An 18361-nucleotide genomic window follows, 5' to 3' on the forward strand; every position below is an offset into this window, starting at 1 on the left:
CACGAACAGCACCGGGTTGAACACCTCCACCTTGATGTCCAGCTCGACCAGCGCGGCCAGTCCATTGATGGATTTGCGGAAGTCGACGGGCTTTGGGTAGAGATAGACCTTCTGCACTTTGGCGTCGGGACGCATCATGACGGAACTCCACGGGAAAATAGGGAGCCCAGCATCCGGGATACGGAGAGGTCAGTTGAAGATGGGGTCTATGGAGCGCATACGCTGAAACGGAGTGGTGAAGCGATATTGGGGCGTGGCGGGCTATAGGCTCTACTGGGTTTCTTGCTGCTTGCCTCGAAGAACCGAGGGATTCTCGATGAGCGTATTTGAGCGTCAGTGGGCTTGAGTCAAATCATTATGCTGCATGAGAAGATTAAGCCAGTACTCGAAATGCCATAGACCCGAGCTGCGTATGAACTTATTGCGGCGCGGTTTAGGCACAGAATTGGCACAGCACGAATAATCATAACTTCATGGCTCTGAGTGCAGTACTCATTCTGCCTAAGGCTACGGATTTAGTGCATACAAGAAAATCAACTTCGACGGGAAGCCGATCAAGTGGGGTAAGTCACGGGGGATATGGCGCACCTGGCGGGATTCGAACCCACGACCCTTGCCTTCGGAGGGCAATACTCTATCCAGCTGAGCTACAGGTGCGTATGTGTTGCGGCGGTCTATTTGACCATTAGCTGACACCCTTCTCAACTCGATGAGTATCCTTCGGAGGGCGGTACTCTATCCTGCTGAGCTACGAGTGCGTTGCGGGGCGCAATCATACGCATCTCGGCGGTTAGCGTCCATTCTGCATGGGCGTGCATTATTCAGAACGCGCTTTACACTTTTGAGCCGTTTCAAAGGCTGTTTTGGAAGTTTTGTCATTATTTTGCGGTTTTTGCCTTGCCGCCTATTGCCCTTTATCCCGCCCGATCCTAGGATTTGTTTGAGATTTCAAACGGCGTGTTCGGTCATTCTGAACCCTCGCGCGTTCAACGGCTCTGAATCCATTACCAGGCCCCGCACGGCTCCCCTTTCGGCCTTGCGGGCTCTGTCCGTGACTCCAACGACTTACGCCGACGCCAGGGCGCCGGAACTGAAGGAGACTGCCATGCAACTGAAAGACCCCCAGCTGCTGCGCCAACAGGCTTATATCGATGGCCAGTGGTTGGACGCCGACAGCGGTCAGACCATTGCCGTGAACAACCCGGCCACTGGCGAGATCATCGGCCATGTTCCGAAGATGGGCCGTGCGGAAACTCGCCGCGCCGTCGAAGCCGCCGAGAAGGCGCTGCCGGCCTGGCGTGCGCTGACTGCCAAGGAGCGTGCGAACAAGCTGCGTCGCTGGTTCGAGCTGCTGATGGAAAACCAGGATGACCTGGGCCGTCTGATGACCCTGGAGCAGGGCAAGCCGCTGGCCGAAGCCAAGGGCGAGATCGCCTACGCCGCCTCCTTCATCGAGTGGTTCGCCGAAGAGGCCAAGCGCGTTTACGGTGACGTGATCCCCGGTCACCAGCCGGACAAGCGCCTGATCGTGATCAAGCAGCCGATCGGTGTGACTGCCGCCATCACCCCGTGGAACTTCCCCGCCGCGATGATCACCCGCAAGGCAGGCCCAGCGCTGGCCGCTGGTTGCACCATGGTGATCAAGCCGGCCTCGCAAACCCCGTTCTCCGCCCTGGCCCTAGTCGAGCTGGCCGAGCGCGCCGGTATCCCCAAAGGTGTGCTGAGCGTGGTCACCGGTAGCGCTGGTGAAGTGGGTGGCGAGCTGACCAGCAACCCGATCGTGCGCAAGCTGTCCTTCACTGGCTCGACCGAAATCGGCCGCCAGCTGATGGCCGAATGCGCCCAGGACATCAAGAAGGTGTCGCTGGAGCTGGGCGGCAACGCGCCGTTCATCGTCTTCGATGACGCCGATCTGGAAGCCGCCGTCGAAGGCGCGCTGATCTCCAAGTACCGCAACAACGGCCAGACCTGCGTCTGCGCCAACCGTATCTACGTGCAGGACGCCGTCTACGATGCCTTCGCCGAGAAGCTGATCGCGGCAGTGGGCAAGCTGAAGATCGGCAATGGTCTGGAAGATGGCACCACCACCGGCCCGCTGATCGACGAGAAGGCCGTGGCCAAGGTTCAGGAGCACATCGAGGACGCCGTTGGCAAAGGCGCCAAGCTGGCCCTGGGCGGCAAGCCGCACGCCCTGGGTGGCACCTTCTTCGAGCCGACCATTCTGCTCGACGTACCGAAAACCGCCGCCGTTGCTAAAGAAGAGACCTTCGGCCCGCTGGCGCCGCTGTTCCGCTTCAAGGACGAGGCCGAAGTGGTCGCCATGGCCAACGATACCGAGTTTGGCCTGGCTTCCTACTTCTATGCCCGTGATCTGGGCCGCGTGTTCCGCGTGGCCGAAGCGCTGGAGTACGGCATGGTGGGTATCAACACCGGCCTGATCTCCAACGAAGTCGCGCCGTTCGGCGGCGTGAAGGCGTCCGGCCTGGGCCGTGAAGGCTCCAAGTACGGGATCGAGGATTACCTCGAGATCAAGTACATGTGCCTCGGTGGAATCTGATTCGGAAATCCGCTGATTTCCAAGACGGGGCAAGGTGCGAAAGAGCGTGCGGCGCCCCGGTTGTAAGTCGTAACCCTATTGAGTCCCTCGCGGGCTCGGTTCAGTCGATCATCGCATGCTGAGCCGACCTCCCGCCGGGGATGACCATGAGGACACCATGAGCAAGACCAACGAATCCCTGCTGCAACGCCGTGCCGCCGCTGTTCCGCGCGGTGTTGGCCAGATCCACCCGATCGTCGCCGAGCGCGCCGAGAACGCCACTGTGTGGGACGTCGAAGGCCGCGAGTACATCGACTTCGCCGGCGGCATCGCCGTACTGAACACCGGCCACCTGCATCCGAAGGTGATCGCTGCCGTTCAGGAGCAACTGAACAAGCTGACCCACACCTGCTTCCAGGTGCTGGCCTACGAGCCCTACATTGAGCTTTGTGAGGAGATCGCCAAGCGCGTACCGGGTGACTTCGCCAAGAAGACCCTGCTGGTCACCTCCGGCTCCGAAGCCGTGGAGAACGCCGTGAAGATCGCCCGTGCCGCCACCGGTCGTGCCGGCGTTATCGCCTTCACCGGCGCCTACCACGGCCGCACCATGATGACCCTGTCGCTGACCGGCAAGGTCGTGCCGTACTCTGCCGGCATGGGCCTGATGCCTGCTGGCGTGTACCGTGCCCAGGCGCCGTGCCCGCTGCATGGCGTGAGCGAGGACGAGTCCATCGCCAGCATCGAGCGCATCTTCAAGAACGACGCGCAGCCGCAGGACATCGCTGCGATCATCATCGAGCCGGTGCAGGGCGAGGGCGGTTTCTACGTCAACTCGCCGGCCTTCATGCAGCGCCTGCGCGCCCTGTGCGACCAGCACGGCATCCTGCTGATCGCTGACGAAGTGCAGACCGGCGCTGGCCGTACCGGCACCTTCTTCGCCACCGAGCAACTGGGCGTGGTGCCGGATCTGACCACCTTCGCCAAGTCCGTTGGCGGCGGCTTCCCGATCTCCGGCGTGTGCGGCAAGGCCGAGATCATGGACAAGATCGCTCCCGGTGGCCTGGGCGGCACCTATGCTGGCAGCCCGATCGCCTGCGCCGCGGCCCTGGCCGTACTCAAGGTATTCGACGAAGAGAACCTGCTGGCGCGCTCCAACGCCGTGGGTGAGAAGCTCAAAGCCGGCCTGAACAAGATCGCCGAGAAACACAAGGTGATTGGCGACGTGCGCGGCCTGGGTTCGATGGTCGCCATCGAGCTGTTCGAGGGCGGTGACGTGCACAAGCCGGCTGCCGAGTTGGTCGGCAAGATCGTCGCCAAGGCGCGCGAGAAGGGCCTGATCCTGCTGTCGTGCGGCACCTACTACAACGTCATCCGTTTCCTGATGCCTGTCACCATCCCTGACGCGCAACTGGAAAAAGGCATCGCCATCGTCGCCGAGTGCTTCGACGAGCTGGCCTGAGTCGTTCCTGCTGTACCTGCGCCCGTGGCTCACCAGGCCGGGCGCACCTGAGACCCGCCGCGTGCGGGTCTTTTTTTGCCTGCCGGCTGGGGTAGGGCGGGTGAAACCCGCCAGTTCCTTCAAGGCGGGTTGCACCCGCCCTACACGACGCGCGCTCCACTGCCGCTGGGCATGGGGCGCGCAGAAAAAGGCCCGCGCAAGGCGGGCCAAAGGGTGACAAGCAACAGGAGTTCGGGAACCTACTTGGGCTCGAAGATCACATACACCTTGCGGCAGGCTTCGAGCACTTCCCAGGTGCCGGAAAAGCCAGCAGGAATCACGAAACGGTCGCCGGCGCGTACGGTCTTGGCGTTGCCGTCGGCGTCACGCAGCACGGACACGCCCTGGAGAATCTCGCAGTACTCGTACTCGGTGTAGCTCACCGTCCATTGACCCACGGCGCCTTCCCAGATGCCCGTGCTGAACTGACCGCACGGGCTGCTGTAGTGGTTGCGCACGCTTTGCTCGGGGTCGCCCTTGAGCACTTTTTCCGGCGCTGGGCGATAGTGTTCGGCGGCCGTGCCAGCCTGGGCGAAGTCGACGATCTGTTCGATGTTCATCTGGCTGTTCCATGGTTTCGGTGGCGGCAACCGCGCGACCAGCAGGGCCTTCGCGGGAAAGTCGTGGCAGCAGTCTATGTTTAAAAAAACGCACATGACAAGGGCTTTTGCCGGTCCGTGTCAAAAATATTGAAAAGCCACAGCCCCCTGGTTTAGTGTGTCAGCCAGGATCTGGCCAGCGATCTGGCCTTGCAGAATTATTGACAGTGCGCGCCCTCGCAGGCGCCGCTTCCACCCATTGAGAGGATGCCGGAATGACTAGCCTGACTCGTGCCGACTGGGAACAGCGTGCCAAGACCCTGACCATCGAAACCCGTGCGTTCGTACACGGCGAGTACCGCTCCGCCGAGTCTGGCGCTACCTTCGAATGCATCAGCCCGGTCGACGGCCGCCTGCTTGGCATGGTGGCCAGCTGTGACCAGGCTGACGCTGACGTGGCGGTCAAGGATGCCCGCGCCACCTTCGAATCCGGTGTGTGGTCACGCATGGCCCCGGCCAAGCGCAAGAAGGTGATGATCCGCTTCGCCGAGCTGATCGAAGAGCGCGGTCAGGAGTTGGCCCTGTTGGAAACCCTCGATATGGGCAAGCCGATCAGCGACTCGCTGAGCATCGACGTCGGCAGCGCCGCCAACGCCATCCGCTGGAGCGGCGAGGCCATCGACAAGGTCTATGACGAGGTCGCTGCCACGCCTCACGACCAGCTCGGCCTGGTCACCCGCGAGCCGGTGGGTGTGGTCGCCGCCATCGTACCGTGGAACTTCCCGCTGCTGATGTCCTGCTGGAAGCTCGGTCCGGCGTTGGCCACCGGTAACTCGGTCATTCTCAAACCGTCCGAGAAGTCGCCGCTGACCGGCATCCGCATCGCCCAGTTGGCCATCGAGGCCGGCATTCCGGCGGGCGTGTTCAACGTGCTGCCAGGCTTCGGCCACACCGTCGGCAAGGCCCTTGCTCTGCACATGGACGTCGACACCCTGGTGTTCACCGGCTCGACCAAGATCGCCAAGCAACTGATGATCTACGCCGGCGAGTCGAACATGAAGCGCGTCTGGCTGGAAGCAGGCGGCAAGAGCCCGAACATCGTCTTCGCTGACGCGCCGGACCTGCAGGCCGCTGCCGAAGCGGCTGCCAGCGCCATTGCCTTCAACCAGGGCGAGGTCTGCACCGCCGGTTCGCGCCTGCTGGTGGAGAACTCGATCAAGGACAAGTTCGTGCCCATGGTGGTCGAGGCGATCAAGGCCTGGAAACCGGGCAACCCGCTGGACCCGGCAACCAATGTCGGTGCGCTGGTCGACACCACCCAGATGAACCAGGTGCTGAACTACATCCAGGCCGGTCACGAAGACGGCGCCAAGCTGGTGGCCGGCGGCAAGCGGGTGATGGAGGAGACCGGCGGCACCTATGTCGAGCCGACCATCTTCGACGGGGTGAACAACGCCATGCGCATCGCCAAGGAAGAGATCTTCGGCCCGGTGCTGTCGGTGATCGGTTTCGATGACGAGGCCGATGCCGTGGCCATCGCCAACGACACCATCTATGGCCTGGCGGCAGGTATCTGGACCAGCAACCTGTCCCGCGCCCATCGCGTTGGCCGCGCCGTGCGTGCCGGCAGCGTGTGGATCAACCAGTACGATGGCGGTGACATGACCGCGCCGTTCGGTGGTTTCAAGCAGTCCGGCAACGGTCGCGACAAGTCGCTGCATGCCTTCGACAAGTACACCGAGATCAAGGCCACCTGGATCAAGCTGTAGCGGTACCGGGACGATCTCCTGGTCGTCGGCCAGGTAATCGGCTCCCCTCTCCCATTTATGGGAGAGGGGCTGGGGGAGAGGGCCGAGAACGCAGCGAAACTGCCGGCTATCTCGCTCCCGAAACCTACGGCCGGGTTCCCGAGGAGCCCGGCCGTTGTCTTTGCAGTGGCTCGTCTGCCAAGGAATTCACCAATGCGTTGGGGCACCTACTTCGCCGTCTGCTCGGCGGTCATCAGCATCGGGTTGGCGCTGGGCGTGACCATGCCGCTGGTGTCGTTGCGCCTGGAAAGCTGGGGCTATGATTCTTTTGCCATTGGTGTGATGGCGGCCACTCCTGCGGTTGGTGTGTTGCTCGGAGCTTCGCTGGCCGGGCGCCTGGCGGCACGTTTCGGTACCACCGTGCTGATGCAGCTGTGTCTGTTGCTCGGTGCGCTGTCGGTGGCTGGCCTGGCGCTGGTGCAGAATTATGCGGTGTGGGTGGGGCTGCGGCTGTTCCTCGGCGTGGCGCTGACCGTGGTGTTCGTGCTCGGCGAAAGCTGGATCAACCAGCTCGCCGTGGAAAAGTGGCGCGGCCGTCTGGTGGCGCTCTATGGCACCGGCTATGCGCTGAGCCAGCTCAGCGGGCCGTTGCTGCTGACAGCGCTCGGCACGGCGACCGACCGGGGTTTCTGGACGGGCGTGTGTCTGCTGATCGGCGGTTCGCTGATTCTGCTCGGGCGCACCGGTGCACCCCAGGTGGATGCGCATAGCGCTTCTGGGCGCGGGCTATTGGTGTTCTGCCGCAAGTTGCCGGCGATTGCCTGGGCGGTAATGCTGTTCGCCGCCTTCGAGGCGATGATGCTGACCCTGTTGCCGATCTACAGCCTGCGCCAGGGCTTCACCCAGGAGGTGGCGCTGGTCATGGTCAGCGTGGTGGTGATCGGCGATGCCGCGCTGCAACTGCCCATCGGCTGGCTGGCCGACCGCATGTCGCGGCAGACCTTGTTCCGCTGTTGTGGCGTGGTGTTGCTGCTGTCCAGTCTGGCGATACCGTTGCTCCTGCACACGCCGCTGATCTGGCCGGTGTTCGTTGCCTTCGGTGCCAGCGCCGGTGGTCTGTTCACCCTGTCGCTGATCATGATCGGCGAGCGTTACCGCGATGATGAACTGGTGCGTGCCAACGCCCACGTCGCTCAGCTGTGGGGCCTGGGTTGCCTGGTCGGGCCGCTGGCCACGGGCGCCGTCAGTCAGTGGCTGAGCAGCCATGCGTTGCCGCTGATGATGGCTGCCGGTGCCTTGGTATTCATCATCCTGGCCAGTCAGCGCGGTGCCTTCAGCGAGATGCAGGCAGTGGGCGCGGCACGCTCCTGATGCCGCTGGCCAGCTAGAGCACTTCCTTCAGCCGGTGCCAGAGCATGCCCAGCGCCAGCAGCGGCGAGCGCAGGTGCTTGCCGCCGGGGAAGGTCATGTGCGGTACCTGGGCGAACAGATCGAAGCCACGGCTTGCCTGACCGGCGATGGCCTCGGCGAGCAGCTTGCCGGCCAGGTGCGTGGCATTGACGCCGTGGCCGGCATAAGCCTGGGCGTGGAACACGTTGGGCTGATCCTTGAGTCGGCCGATCTGCGGCAGGCGGTTGGCGCCGATGCCGATCATCCCGCCCCATTGATAGTCGATGCGCACATTGGCCAGTTGCGGGAATACCTTGAGCATCTTCGGCTTCATGTAGCCAGCGATATCGGCCGGGTCACGCCCGGAATAGTGGCAGGCACCACCGAACAGCAGGCGGCGGTCGGCGGAGAGTCGGTAATAGTCGACTGTCACGCGCTGGTCGCACAGCGCCATATTCTGTGGAATCAGTTGCCGCGCCTGCTCTTCGGAGAGTTGTTCGGTGGCGATGATATAGCTGCCGGCCGGTAGCACCTTGCCGCTCAGGGTCGGATTGAGGCCGTTGATGTAGGCATTGCAGGCCAGCACCAGGTAATTGGCGCACACTTGGCCCTGGGCGGTGTGCACGCGCACCTCGTGGCCGTAGTCGATGCGTGTCACCGGTGAGTCTTCGAACAGCTGCACGCCGAGCGATTGGGCGGCAGCGGCTTCGCCGAGCGCCAGGTTGAGCGGGTGCAGGTGGCCCGAGCCCATGTCGATCATAGCACCGTGATAGTTGTCGGAGCCGACCACTTCGTGGATGCGCTCCTTCGGCACCATGCGCAGTTCGTGACGATAGCCGAGGCTTTCCAGCTCTGCCTTGTCGGCGGCGAAGTCGTCCATATGCGCCGGTTTGTTGGCCAGGTCGCAGTAGCCCCAGGTCAGGTCGCAATCGATCTGAAACTGCGCAACGCGATCACGCACGATCTCCACCGCCTCCAGGCCCATCAGCTTGAACTGGCGCACGCCATCCTGGCCGACCACCGATTCGAACTGTTCGACATCATGGCCGACGCCACGAATCAGCTGCCCGCCGTTGCGCCCGCTGGCGCCCCAGCCGATCTTGCGCGCCTCCAGCAGCGCCACCGACAGGCCTTTCTGGGCCAGCTCGATGGCCGTGTTCAGGCCGCTGAAACCGCCACCGACGATGCACACGTCCACCTGCAGCTCACCGCCCAGGGGCGGGTAGGCCTGCTGGCGATTGACGCTGGCAGCGTAATAGGAAGCGGCATGTTGCGGGCTGTGGACGGGCTGGTGAACGCGGGCGTTCATGTGCGAAATCCTGATTTTGGTGTGTGGAAAATTCAACGCAGCATAAGCGCGTGATCCGTCCGGCGCCAAGAGGCCTGCGGAAAAAACACGCGGGACAGCAGAACGACGTCGTGCGCTACGTTCGGGGATCGGCGTGTAGCTAATCCGTCCCTCTGCGGGCAGGCGCCAGCATGGCGCGGTAAACTGTCTTCTTCGTTGCCAGGCGCCCGCGTATGAGCTGCACAGACCGCAAGATCGACCACCTGCGCCGCCAGATCCCGCGCTTCGACTGTGTGCCCGGTTGCCAAGATTGTTGCGGGCCGGTCACGGCTTCGTCCGAGGAGCTGGCGCGCCTGCCGGTGAAAAGCGAGGCCGAACATGACGCGGCGCTGGCCGAGTACAACTGCGTGCACCTGGGGCCCAATGGTTGCGAGGTGTACGACCAGCGCCCGCTGATCTGTCGCCTGTTCGGCACCACACCGCGTCTGCCTTGCCCGCATGGGCGTGGGCCGGAACTGCCGATCGAGCCGGCGGTGGAGCGCCAGGTGCACCGTCTGATCGCCACCACTCGCCAGCGACTCGTTTAGGCTGATGGCTCCCACGCTCTGCGTGGTAGCCCCCTGCAGTGGCGCTCCGCGCCACGACTTGCCGCGTGCAGCAGGCTGACGCAGAACGTCTGGCAGGGTGTGGGAACGATCAACCATCCCGTAGGAGCGAGGTCTGCTCGCGAACCAGGCCACGTAAAAGCTTCGCGAGCAGAGCTCGCTCCTGCAGATTCACTCCGGCACCGGCAGCGCCAGGCTCTCCTTAACCTCTTCCATGACGATATAGCTCTTCGATTCGCGCACGTGCGGCAGCTTGAGCAGGATGTCACCGAGCAGCTTGCGGTAGCTGGCCATCTCGTTGATGCGCGCTTTCACCAGATAGTCGAAGTCGCCGGAGACCAGATGGCACTCCAGCACATGCGGCAGCTTGAGTACGGCACGGCGAAACTCCTCGAAGGTGTCGCCGGACTTGTAGTCCAGGCTGATCTCGACGAACACCAGCAGGTTGGCCTTGAGGTGCTGCGGATTGAGGCGGGCGTGGTAGCCCATGACGATGCCTTCGCGCTCCAGGCGGCGTACGCGCTCGGTGCAGGGCGTGGTCGACAGCCCCACGCGCTCGCCCAGTTCGGTGAAGCTGATGCGCCCATCCTCCTGCAGGATGCGCAGGATGTTGCGGTCGATCTTGTCCAGTTCACGACGACTTTGGTGCTGGGTTCTCATGGGGAATCCGCCTCTGCAAAACGGCTTTTTGCCAAGAATTATCGCCAAATATAGCTGTGTATATGGTGAAAAGCACTGCACGGCTCTTCCTATACTGCGCCCATCGACAACAATGGCCTGTAACGCACGCGCCCTGGGCGCGGCGGGGAGAAAAACATGCGTGTTCTGGTTCTCGGCAGCGGTGTGATTGGTACCGCCAGTGCTTACTACCTCGCCCGTCAGGGCTTCGAGGTGGTGGTGGTCGACCGTCAGAACGGCCCGGCGCTGGAAACCAGCTTCGCCAACGCCGGCCAGGTCTCTCCGGGCTACGCTTCGCCATGGGCTGCGCCGGGCGTGCCGCTGAAAGCCATCAAGTGGCTGTTGCAGAAACACGCCCCGCTGGCGATCAAGGCCACTGGTGACGTCGACCAGTACCTGTGGATGGCGCAGATGCTGCGCAACTGCACTGCCAGCCGCTATGCGATCAACAAGGAGCGCATGGTGCGTCTGTCCGAGTACAGCCGCGACTGCCTCGACGAGCTGCGTGCCGAGACCGGCATCGCCTACGAAGGTCGCCAGCTCGGCACCACCCAGCTGTTCCGCACCCAGGCCCAGGTCGATGCTGCCGCCAAGGACATCGCCGTGCTGGAAGCCTCTGGCGTACCGTTCGAGCTGCTCGACCGCGACGGTATCGCCCGCGTCGAACCGGCTCTGGCTGGCGTCAAGCACAAGCTGGCCGGTGCCTTGCGTCTGCCCAACGACCAGACCGGCGACTGCCAGATGTTCACCACCAAGCTGGCGGACATGGCCAAGGCGCTCGGCGTCGAGTTCCGCTTCGGCCAGAACATCCAGCGCCTGGACGCCGTCGGTGATCGCATCAATGGCGTGTGGATCGACGGCAAGCTGGAAACCGCCGACCGCTACGTACTCGCTCTCGGCAGCTACAGCCCGCAACTGCTCAAGCCGCTGGGCATTCGTGCTCCGGTTTACCCGCTCAAGGGCTACTCGCTGACCGTGCCGATCACCAACCCGGACATGGCACCGAACTCGACCATTCTCGACGAGACCTACAAGGTTGCGATCACCCGTTTCGATGGCCGCATCCGCGTCGGCGGCATGGCCGAGATCGCCGGTTTCGACCTGTCGCTCAATCCGCGTCGTCGCGAAACCCTGGAGATGATCACCTCCGACCTCTACCCGCAAGGCGGCGACCTGCAACGCGCCGATTTCTGGACCGGCCTGCGTCCGGCCACGCCCGACGGCACCCCGATCGTCGGCGCCACCGCCTACCGCAATCTGTTCCTCAACACCGGCCACGGTACCCTGGGCTGGACCATGGCCTGCGGCTCCGGTCGCCTGCTCGCCGATCTGATGGCCAACAAGCGTCCGCAGATCAGCGCCGACGGCCTGGATATCTCGCGTTACTCGCGCAAGGCGCGTGAAGTGCAAGCAGCACCGCAGCCGCTGCGCACCTGATAGCCTTCGCGCTTTCGCAATCCAAGGAGCTTTAGCTTTATGTCGATTCAGCGCCTGCATGTGGCCAAACGCTACAGCGAAGTGGTGATCCACAACGGCACGATTTACCTCGCCGGCCAGTTGGCCGATGAGTTCGATGGTGATATCCACGAGCAGACCCGGCAGACCCTGGCCAACATCGACAAGATGCTGGCCGAGGGAGGCAGCGACAAGAGCAAGATCCTCTCGCTGACCATCTTCCTCAAGGACATGGCCGACTACGATGGCCTCAACGCCGAGTACGACGCCTGGGTCGCCGATGGCCATGCGCCGGCCCGTGCCTGCGTTGAGGCGAAGATGTACAAGCCCGAAGTGCTGGTGGAAATGTGTGTGGTGGCTGCCGTCTGAGGCGGCCACAGCTTTTTGTTGCCTGCCATCCATGGCGGCAACCCTCCGGGCCGTCGCAAGCGACGTCAAAAAATTCTCCCGGATTTTTTTGTGTTGGCTTTTCACCCGGCTCCCCCGCCGGGTTTTTTTGAATGCCGATTTGCCGGCATGTGGCCCGGATGCAATCCGGGAACCTGCGCCGGCATGGCCCCGGATTTCATCCGGGCTACGAAAAACCGTCGCCTCAGCGAATGATTGAGAGATAAACGACCATGCGTCCCGCCCGTGCCCTGATCGACCTCGACGCCCTGCGTCACAACTACCGCCTGGCCCGCGAACTGAGCGGCGCCCGCGCCCTGGCCGTGGTCAAGGCCGATGCTTACGGACATGGCGCTGTGCGCTGTGCGCAGGCACTCGAAGCCGAGGCCGATGGTTTTGCCGTGGCCTGCATCGAAGAAGCGCTGGCGTTACGCGAGGCCGGCATCAGGGCGCCGATCCTGCTGCTCGAAGGCTTCTTCGAGGCCGACGAACTGGCGCTGATCGACCAGCATGACCTGTGGTGTGTCGCCCATACGCAGTGGCAGATCGAGGCTATCGAGCAGGCCCAACTGAGCAAGCCGCTGACCGTCTGGCTCAAGCTGGACAGCGGCATGCATCGCGTCGGCCTGCATCCGGCCGAGTACCAGGCCGCCTATCGGCGCCTGCTGGCCAGCGGCAAGGTTGGCAAGATCGTGCTGATGAGCCACTTCGCTCGCGCCGATGAGCCCGAGTGCGAGCGCACGAGTGAGCAACTGGCGGTGTTCCAGCAGGCGCGCGAAGGCCTCAGCGCCGAGGTCAGCTTGCGCAATTCGCCGGCCGTGCTTGGCTGGCCGCAGGTGCCCAGTGACTGGGTGCGCCCCGGCATCATGCTCTACGGCGCCACGCCGTTCGAGCAGGCTCAGGAGCAGGCCGCTCGCCTGCAGCCGGTGATGACGCTCGAATCGAAGGTGATCAGCGTGCGTGAACTGCCGGCCGGCGAGCCGGTGGGTTATGGCGCGCGCTTCGTCGCCGAAAGGCCGACCCGCGTCGGTGTGGTCGCCATGGGCTATGCCGACGGCTATCCGCGCCATGCGCCGAGCGGCACGCCAGTGGTGGTGGACGGTCAGCTGACCCGGCTGATCGGTCGGGTGTCGATGGACATGCTGACCGTGGACCTGACCGATTTGCCACAGGCCGGCCTTGGCAGCCATGTCGAACTATGGGGCAAACAGGTGCTGGCCAGCGACGTGGCCATGGCGGCAGGTAGCATTCCCTATCAGATTTTTTGCAACCTGCGGCGGGTACCGCTGCTCTATCTCGGGGGCTGAAACCCGTTAAAAGACGGCTGCGCGTCGGCCATGCTGCGTTAAAAACAGGCTCGGATTGCTCATGTACAGCTCGTACACTCTGCATCCTCCCCTATTTTTGCGTTGCATGGCTCTGGCTCGCGGCCTTTTAACGGGTTTCCTGGGAGGTGTGTAGGCGAAGGGTGAACGCAAGTGTTGTAAATTCCGAACGCTATGCCATGATACGGACACTTTTTCGTCTCTTATCCCAAGGGGGATTCCAGCATTGGACGTCGGCGTTCGACTGCAATCGATTCGTAAGCTCAAAGGCCTATCCCAGCGTGAACTCGCCAAGCGGGCGGGCGTCACCAACAGCACCATTTCCATGATCGAGAAGAACAGCGTCAGCCCCTCGATCAGTTCGCTGAAAAAGGTGCTCGGCGGCATTCCCATGTCGCTGGTGGAATTCTTCTCGCTCGACATGGAGCAGGAGAACCAGACCCAGGTGGTCTATCGTGCCGCCGAACTGACCGATATCTGCAGTGGCGCCATCACCATGAAGCTGATTGGCAAGGCCCACCCGAGTCGCGCCATTTCCTTTCTCGACGAGACCTATCCGGCCGGCACCGATACGGGTGACGAAATGTACGCCCACGAAGGCGAAGAGGCTGGCATGCTGGTCGAGGGCAAGCTGGAGCTGACCGTTGGCAACGAGGTGTTCATCCTCGAGCCAGGCGACAGCTATTATTTCGAAAGCAGCAAGCCGCATCGCTTCCGCAATCCGTTCGATGTACCGGCGCGTTTGATCAGTGCCACGACGCCAGCGAACTTCTGATCAATAACCCTGCGACAATATAGGTTGTTTCGGCTTGGCCTGCTTGCCGTTATACTGTCGCCCGCTCGCGAAACCGTGGCCGCGGGCGTGACTAGCCACGAAGAGGGTGTACCGTGAATCTGATGAAGAAAATGCTGGCAGTACCGGCTGCCGTATTGGCCCTGTGGGCAGTGACTGCTCAGGCCACGACCGATGAAGCTATCGCCGAGCGCCTCAAGCCTGTAGGCGAGGTGTGCATCATGGGCGAAGAGTGCAAGGGCGTCGAAACCGTCGCTGCATCCGCCGGGGGGGGTGCACGCACCACTGACGACATCATCGCCAAGTATTGCAGTGCCTGCCACGCCACCGGTGTGCTGGACGCGCCGAAGATCGGTGACACCGCTGCCTGGAAAGAGCGTGCCGACCACCAGGGCGGTCTAGACGGCATCCTCGCCAAGGCCATCTCCGGTATCAACGCCATGCCGCCGAAAGGCACCTGTGCTGACTGCACGGATGACGAACTGCGCGAAGCGATTCAGAAGATGTCTGGCCTGTAAGGCATATCGCTTTCATGAAGAAACCGCCCTCTGGGCGGTTTCTTCGTTTTGGCTGCCCGCCTGCCTGATGGGCTGTTCGGGCGTCCAGTGTCAGTCGAGGAAGCGTACCTGGCCATTCTCCAGTGCTGCGACGCGAGCCAGCGATTCGACGCGGTAGCCTTCGCTTTCCAGCAACTTGCGGCCGTCCTGGAAAGACTTCTCGATGACGATGCCGATGCCGGCAATCTGGGCACCGGCCTGTTGGATCAGGTCGATCAGCGCTTTGGCAGCATGGCCGTTGGCAAGGAAGTCGTCGATCACCAGTACGCGGTCCGCGGCGGTCAGGTGACGGGCGGAAATGGCAATGGTGCTTTCGGTCTGCTTGGTGAAGGAGAACACCTTGGAGATCAGCAGGTCGTCCTTGAGCGTCAGCGACTGAAACTTGCGCGCGAAGATCACCGGAATGCCCAGCTCGAGGCCGGCCATCACCGCCGGAGCGATGCCCGAGGCCTCGATGGTGACGATCTTGCTGATGCCCTGGCCGGCGAAACGCTGGGCGAACTCGTGGCCGATCTCCTGCATCAGGCGCGGATCGATCTGGTGGTTGAGAAAGGCGTCCACCTTGAGTACGTGCTCGGACAGCACGATGCCTTCGCTGCGAATCTTCTGTTTCAACGACTCCACGGTCGATCCTCTGGTTGAGCAGAAAAGCTGCGGATTTTCGCTCAAAATGCCCCGCATTGTGTAGTGAAACCGCAGCCTGCCCGACAGTCGTGACCCATTGACCGCCTGGACAGGTTGGTAGCCCGGATGCAATCCGGGGGCGCACTGCGCTCAGGCGCTCTTGCTCAGCCGCCGCAGAATGTCCCTGGGAATGCCGCGCGTATCCAGCGGCGGCTTGTCCGGCGCGGGCTCGATGCCCAGTTCGTAGAGCCAGTTGAGGGCGTACTCGCGCAGTTGCTTGATCTCGTAGGACTGCCACTGTTCGCAAATCGCTGGAAAGGCCTCGATCTCGTAGTCGAACGCGCGCAGGGGCCTGCGGCCGGTCAGCGCGGCGCTGAGCAGCGGGTGGGCATGCACATCGTCAAGGGTGAACAGGAAGGATTCACGCATGGCCACGCGCTGGGGGACGTCGAGGTTGGGCACCTGGCTGTAGCGCTCGGGATCGAGCTCGATCTGCTGGCGCTCGTCGCTGTAGTGATCTCCCGCAGGCAGGGTCAGAACGCTGCCACTTTCCAGATCCAGCCAGTGTTCCTGTTGTTCGCGGCCATTGATAAGCTCACTCAGGGCATCGAGGTCGAGCGTGAATGTGCGCATGGTTCCAGCTCCCTGTGTCTGAACGGTATCTTCTTTCTGACTGGCAAATATGGCGAGGGTGCCTGTGGCATTTGAAGTGGTGGGCTGAAGCCCACCCTACTCCGCTCAGGCGTAGGGTGGGCCGGGCGGCGATCCAGCGCGGTAGGGTGGGCTTCAGCCCACCAGGCAGCAAGGTCCGGTTTTCAGCGCGGTAGGGTGGGCTTCGGCCCATCAGGCAGCAAGGTCCGGTTTTCAGCGCTTGAGCATCGCCCGCATATTGGCCAGGGCGTCGTTGCCGCGTGCGGCCTTGACCTCCACCGGCGCCTCTTCCAGACCTTCCCACACCAGGTCTTCCGGCGGCAGTTCGTCGAGGAAGCGGCTCGGCGAGCAGTCGATCACCTCGCCGTATTGCTTGCGCTTGGCGGCGAAGGTCAGCGCCAGGTTGCGCTTGGCGCGGGTGATGCCGACGTAGGCCAGGCGCCGCTCCTCCTCGATGGTGTCGGCTTCGATGCTGGAGCGGTGGGGGAGGATCTCTTCCTCGAAACCGATGATGTACACCGACGGAAACTCCAGACCCTTGGAGGCGTGCATGGTCATCATCTGCACGCCTTCGGCGCCTTCTTCCTCTTCCTGCTGGCGCTCGAGCATGTCGCGCAGCACCAGCTTGCCGATGGCGTCTTCGATGGTCATGTCGCCGTCTTCGTCGCGCTCCAGGGTGCTCTTCAGCGCGTCGACGAGGAACCAGACGTTACCCATGCGCGCGTCGGCCACCTTGTCGCTGGAGGCGTTCTGCCGTAGCCAGTTCTCGTAGTCGATGTCCATGACCATGCTGCGAATCGCAGCGATAGGATCGTTCTGCGCGCACTCCTGGCGCACCCGATCCATCCAGCGGGTGAAGCGCTGCAGGCGCTCGGTGAAGCGCGCATCGAGATGCTCGCCGAGGCCCATCTCGCCAGCGGCGGCGTACATGCTGATCTTGCGTTCGCTGGCGTAGTTGCCGAGTTTTTCCAGAGTGGCGGAGCCGATCTCCCGACGTGGCACGTTGATCACGCGCAGGAAGGCGTTGTCGTCGTCCGGGTTGACCAGCAGGCGGAAGTAACTCATCAGGTCCTTCACCTCCTGGCGGGCGAAGAAACTGGTGCCGCCTGAGAGGCGATAGGGAATCTGGTGGTGCTGCAGTTTCAGCTCCATCAGCTTGGCCTGGTAGTTGCCGCGATAGAGGATGGCGAATTCGCTGTAGGGACGCTGGGTACGCAGATGCTCGGTGAGAATTTCCAGGGCCACCCGCTCGCACTCGGCGTCTTCGTTACGGGTGCGGATCACGCGAATCTCGTCGCCCATGCCCATCTCGCTCCACAACTGCTTCTCGAACACGTGCGGGTTGTTGGCGATCAGCACGTTGGCGCATTTGAGGATACGGCTGGTGGAGCGGTAGTTCTGCTCCAGCATCACCACTTTCAGCGACGGATAATCCTCTTTCAGCAGCATCAGGTTTTCCGGGCGCGCGCCACGCCAGGCGTAGATCGACTGGTCATCGTCGCCGACCACGGTGAACTGGTTGCGCATGCCTACCAGTAGCTTCACCAGCAGGTACTGGCTGGCGTTGGTGTCCTGGTATTCGTCCACCAGCAGGTAGCGGATGCGGTTCTGCCATTTCTCCAGGATGTCGGCGTGCTCCTGAAAAAGCTTCACCGGCAGTAGGATCAGGTCGTTGAAGTCCACCGCGTTGTAGGCTTTGAGCGTGCGCTGGTAGTGCAGGTAGACGATGGCGGCAGTCTGTTCCTTGGGATTGCGCGCCTTGGCCAGGGCTTCGTCGGGCAGGATCAGGTCGTTCTTCCAGCTGTCGATGAGGTTCTTCACCTCATCGGCGCCGTCGTCGCCGGAATACTCCTTCTGCATGATGTCGCTGAGCAGCGCCTTGATGTCGCCGTCGTCGAAGATCGAGAAGCCGGGTTTGTAGCCCAGGCGCGCGTATTCCTTGCGGATGATGTTCATGCCCAGGTTGTGGAAGGTGGATACGGTCAGGCCGCGCGCCTCGCTGCCCTTGAGTAGGGTGCCGACGCGCTCCTTCATCTCGCGCGCGGCCTTGTTGGTGAAGGTCATGGCGACGATGTGCTGGGCGCGGATGCCGCAGTTCTGCACCAGATGGGCGATCTTGCGCGTGATCACGCTGGTCTTGCCGGAACCGGCACCGGCGAGCACCAGAAGCGGGCCGCCGACGTAGTTCACGGCCTCTTGTTGCCGGGGGTTCAGTCGGGACATGGGATCGTTCACAGAAAAAGGGCCGGGCATTTTAACAGGCCCGAAGGCTTCTGCCGCGACCGTCC

Annotated in this window: 17 protein-coding genes and 1 tRNA gene; 10 read left to right on the plus strand and 8 right to left on the minus strand. The window is 62.8% G+C overall.

Features of this window, described 5'->3' with window-relative positions:
• Together tnpB and DBO86_RS03960 are read right to left on the minus strand one after the other, a co-directional pair.
• On the minus strand, nucleotides 1-138 hold a 138-nt coding region (gene tnpB, locus DBO86_RS27025), incomplete at its 3' end, for an IS66 family insertion sequence element accessory protein TnpB (protein WP_341865931.1).
• Between the two features lie 442 nt (nucleotides 139-580).
• Nucleotides 581-657, minus strand: a tRNA-Arg gene (locus DBO86_RS03960).
• A gap of 448 nt (nucleotides 658-1105) precedes the next feature.
• Here DBO86_RS03960 and gabD point away from each other — a divergent pair.
• The gene (gabD, locus tag DBO86_RS03965; protein WP_108233028.1) at nucleotides 1106-2557 is read left to right on the plus strand and encodes an NADP-dependent succinate-semialdehyde dehydrogenase; all 1452 of its coding nucleotides are present in this window, start codon (nucleotides 1106-1108) and stop codon (nucleotides 2555-2557) included.
• 157 nt (nucleotides 2558-2714) lie between these two features.
• Nucleotides 2715-3995 carry a 4-aminobutyrate--2-oxoglutarate transaminase gene (gene gabT / locus DBO86_RS03970; RefSeq protein WP_108233029.1) on the plus strand — a complete coding sequence of 427 codons (1281 nt, stop codon included), beginning with the start codon at nucleotides 2715-2717 and terminating at the stop codon, nucleotides 3993-3995.
• Between the two features lie 239 nt (nucleotides 3996-4234).
• On the opposite strand, the gene DBO86_RS03975 is transcribed toward gabT, so the two are convergent.
• Nucleotides 4235-4594: a cupin domain-containing protein gene (locus DBO86_RS03975; protein ID WP_084342397.1), complete on the minus strand. Its 360-nt coding sequence runs from the start codon at nucleotides 4592-4594 to the stop codon at nucleotides 4235-4237.
• 254 nt (nucleotides 4595-4848) lie between these two features.
• Here DBO86_RS03975 and DBO86_RS03980 point away from each other — a divergent pair, with 254 nt between their 5' ends.
• Both DBO86_RS03980 and DBO86_RS03985 read left to right on the plus strand, forming a co-directional pair.
• Nucleotides 4849-6342 carry an aldehyde dehydrogenase gene (locus DBO86_RS03980; RefSeq protein ID WP_108233030.1) on the plus strand — a complete coding sequence of 498 codons (1494 nt, stop codon included), beginning with the start codon at nucleotides 4849-4851 and terminating at the stop codon, nucleotides 6340-6342.
• A gap of 192 nt (nucleotides 6343-6534) precedes the next feature.
• Nucleotides 6535-7692, plus strand: coding sequence for an MFS transporter (locus tag DBO86_RS03985; RefSeq protein ID WP_108233031.1), 1158 nt, complete (start codon nucleotides 6535-6537; stop codon nucleotides 7690-7692).
• Between the two features lie 13 nt (nucleotides 7693-7705).
• Here the strand turns inward: DBO86_RS03985 and DBO86_RS03990 are convergent, their stop codons facing one another.
• Complete coding sequence (locus tag DBO86_RS03990) at nucleotides 7706-9019, minus strand: NAD(P)/FAD-dependent oxidoreductase (RefSeq protein ID WP_108233032.1); 1314 nt, start codon at nucleotides 9017-9019, stop codon at nucleotides 7706-7708.
• A gap of 212 nt (nucleotides 9020-9231) precedes the next feature.
• Here DBO86_RS03990 and DBO86_RS03995 point away from each other — a divergent pair, with 212 nt between their 5' ends.
• Nucleotides 9232-9585 (plus strand): YkgJ family cysteine cluster protein, encoded by a 354-nt coding sequence (locus DBO86_RS03995; RefSeq protein ID WP_108233033.1) that lies wholly within the window; start codon nucleotides 9232-9234, stop codon nucleotides 9583-9585.
• 189 nt (nucleotides 9586-9774) lie between these two features.
• On the opposite strand, the gene dadR is transcribed toward DBO86_RS03995, so the two are convergent.
• Complete coding sequence (dadR, locus tag DBO86_RS04000) at nucleotides 9775-10263, minus strand: transcriptional regulator DadR (protein ID WP_092379294.1); 489 nt, start codon at nucleotides 10261-10263, stop codon at nucleotides 9775-9777.
• 156 nt (nucleotides 10264-10419) lie between these two features.
• Between dadR and dadA the strand changes: the two genes are divergently transcribed.
• The 5 genes from dadA (at nucleotide 10420) to DBO86_RS04025 (ending at nucleotide 14759) form a co-directional block, all read left to right on the plus strand.
• On the plus strand, nucleotides 10420-11718 hold the full coding sequence (dadA, locus tag DBO86_RS04005) for a D-amino acid dehydrogenase (protein WP_108233034.1): 1299 nt from the start codon (nucleotides 10420-10422) through the stop codon (nucleotides 11716-11718).
• Between the two features lie 39 nt (nucleotides 11719-11757).
• Nucleotides 11758-12105, plus strand: a complete 348-nt coding sequence (locus DBO86_RS04010) for a RidA family protein (RefSeq protein WP_004423160.1) — start codon at nucleotides 11758-11760, stop codon at nucleotides 12103-12105.
• Between the two features lie 251 nt (nucleotides 12106-12356).
• Complete coding sequence (gene alr, locus DBO86_RS04015) at nucleotides 12357-13430, plus strand: alanine racemase (protein WP_108233035.1); 1074 nt, start codon at nucleotides 12357-12359, stop codon at nucleotides 13428-13430.
• 244 nt (nucleotides 13431-13674) lie between these two features.
• Nucleotides 13675-14223, plus strand: a complete 549-nt coding sequence (locus DBO86_RS04020) for a cupin domain-containing protein (protein WP_004423167.1) — start codon at nucleotides 13675-13677, stop codon at nucleotides 14221-14223.
• 113 nt (nucleotides 14224-14336) lie between these two features.
• Nucleotides 14337-14759, plus strand: coding sequence for a c-type cytochrome (locus DBO86_RS04025; protein ID WP_004423169.1), 423 nt, complete (start codon nucleotides 14337-14339; stop codon nucleotides 14757-14759).
• Between the two features lie 90 nt (nucleotides 14760-14849).
• Here the strand turns inward: DBO86_RS04025 and DBO86_RS04030 are convergent, their stop codons facing one another.
• From DBO86_RS04030 to rep, 3 genes are all read right to left on the minus strand, one after another.
• Nucleotides 14850-15422, minus strand: coding sequence for a xanthine phosphoribosyltransferase (locus DBO86_RS04030; RefSeq protein WP_074860357.1), 573 nt, complete (start codon nucleotides 15420-15422; stop codon nucleotides 14850-14852).
• A 150-nt stretch (nucleotides 15423-15572) separates the two neighbouring features.
• On the minus strand, nucleotides 15573-16055 hold the full coding sequence (locus DBO86_RS04035) for a UPF0158 family protein (RefSeq protein WP_108233036.1): 483 nt from the start codon (nucleotides 16053-16055) through the stop codon (nucleotides 15573-15575).
• Between the two features lie 231 nt (nucleotides 16056-16286).
• Nucleotides 16287-18296 carry a DNA helicase Rep gene (rep, locus tag DBO86_RS04040; protein WP_004423180.1) on the minus strand — a complete coding sequence of 670 codons (2010 nt, stop codon included), beginning with the start codon at nucleotides 18294-18296 and terminating at the stop codon, nucleotides 16287-16289.
• Nucleotides 18297-18361 lie beyond the last annotated feature (65 nt).

The organism is Ectopseudomonas oleovorans (genome assembly GCF_003052605.1).
Classification (GTDB): domain Bacteria; phylum Pseudomonadota; class Gammaproteobacteria; order Pseudomonadales; family Pseudomonadaceae; genus Aquipseudomonas; species Aquipseudomonas oleovorans_A.

Bases quoted from the DNA above. Each gene is read 5' to 3' on its own strand.
- gabD (WP_108233028.1), top strand. From the start codon at position 1,106: ATGCAACTGAAAGACCCCCAGCTGCTGCGCCAACAGGCTTATATCGAT.
- gabT (WP_108233029.1), top strand. From the start codon at position 2,715: ATGAGCAAGACCAACGAATCCCTGCTGCAACGCCGTGCCGCCGCTGTT.
- DBO86_RS03975 (WP_084342397.1), bottom strand. From the start codon at position 4,594: ATGAACATCGAACAGATCGTCGACTTCGCCCAGGCTGGCACGGCCGCC.
- DBO86_RS03980 (WP_108233030.1), top strand. From the start codon at position 4,849: ATGACTAGCCTGACTCGTGCCGACTGGGAACAGCGTGCCAAGACCCTG.
- DBO86_RS03985 (WP_108233031.1), top strand. From the start codon at position 6,535: ATGCGTTGGGGCACCTACTTCGCCGTCTGCTCGGCGGTCATCAGCATC.
- DBO86_RS03990 (WP_108233032.1), bottom strand. From the start codon at position 9,019: ATGAACGCCCGCGTTCACCAGCCCGTCCACAGCCCGCAACATGCCGCT.
- DBO86_RS03995 (WP_108233033.1), top strand. From the start codon at position 9,232: ATGAGCTGCACAGACCGCAAGATCGACCACCTGCGCCGCCAGATCCCG.
- dadR (WP_092379294.1), bottom strand. From the start codon at position 10,263: ATGAGAACCCAGCACCAAAGTCGTCGTGAACTGGACAAGATCGACCGC.
- dadA (WP_108233034.1), top strand. From the start codon at position 10,420: ATGCGTGTTCTGGTTCTCGGCAGCGGTGTGATTGGTACCGCCAGTGCT.
- DBO86_RS04010 (WP_004423160.1), top strand. From the start codon at position 11,758: ATGTCGATTCAGCGCCTGCATGTGGCCAAACGCTACAGCGAAGTGGTG.
- alr (WP_108233035.1), top strand. From the start codon at position 12,357: ATGCGTCCCGCCCGTGCCCTGATCGACCTCGACGCCCTGCGTCACAAC.
- DBO86_RS04035 (WP_108233036.1), bottom strand. From the start codon at position 16,055: ATGCGCACATTCACGCTCGACCTCGATGCCCTGAGTGAGCTTATCAAT.
- rep (WP_004423180.1), bottom strand. From the start codon at position 18,296: ATGTCCCGACTGAACCCCCGGCAACAAGAGGCCGTGAACTACGTCGGC.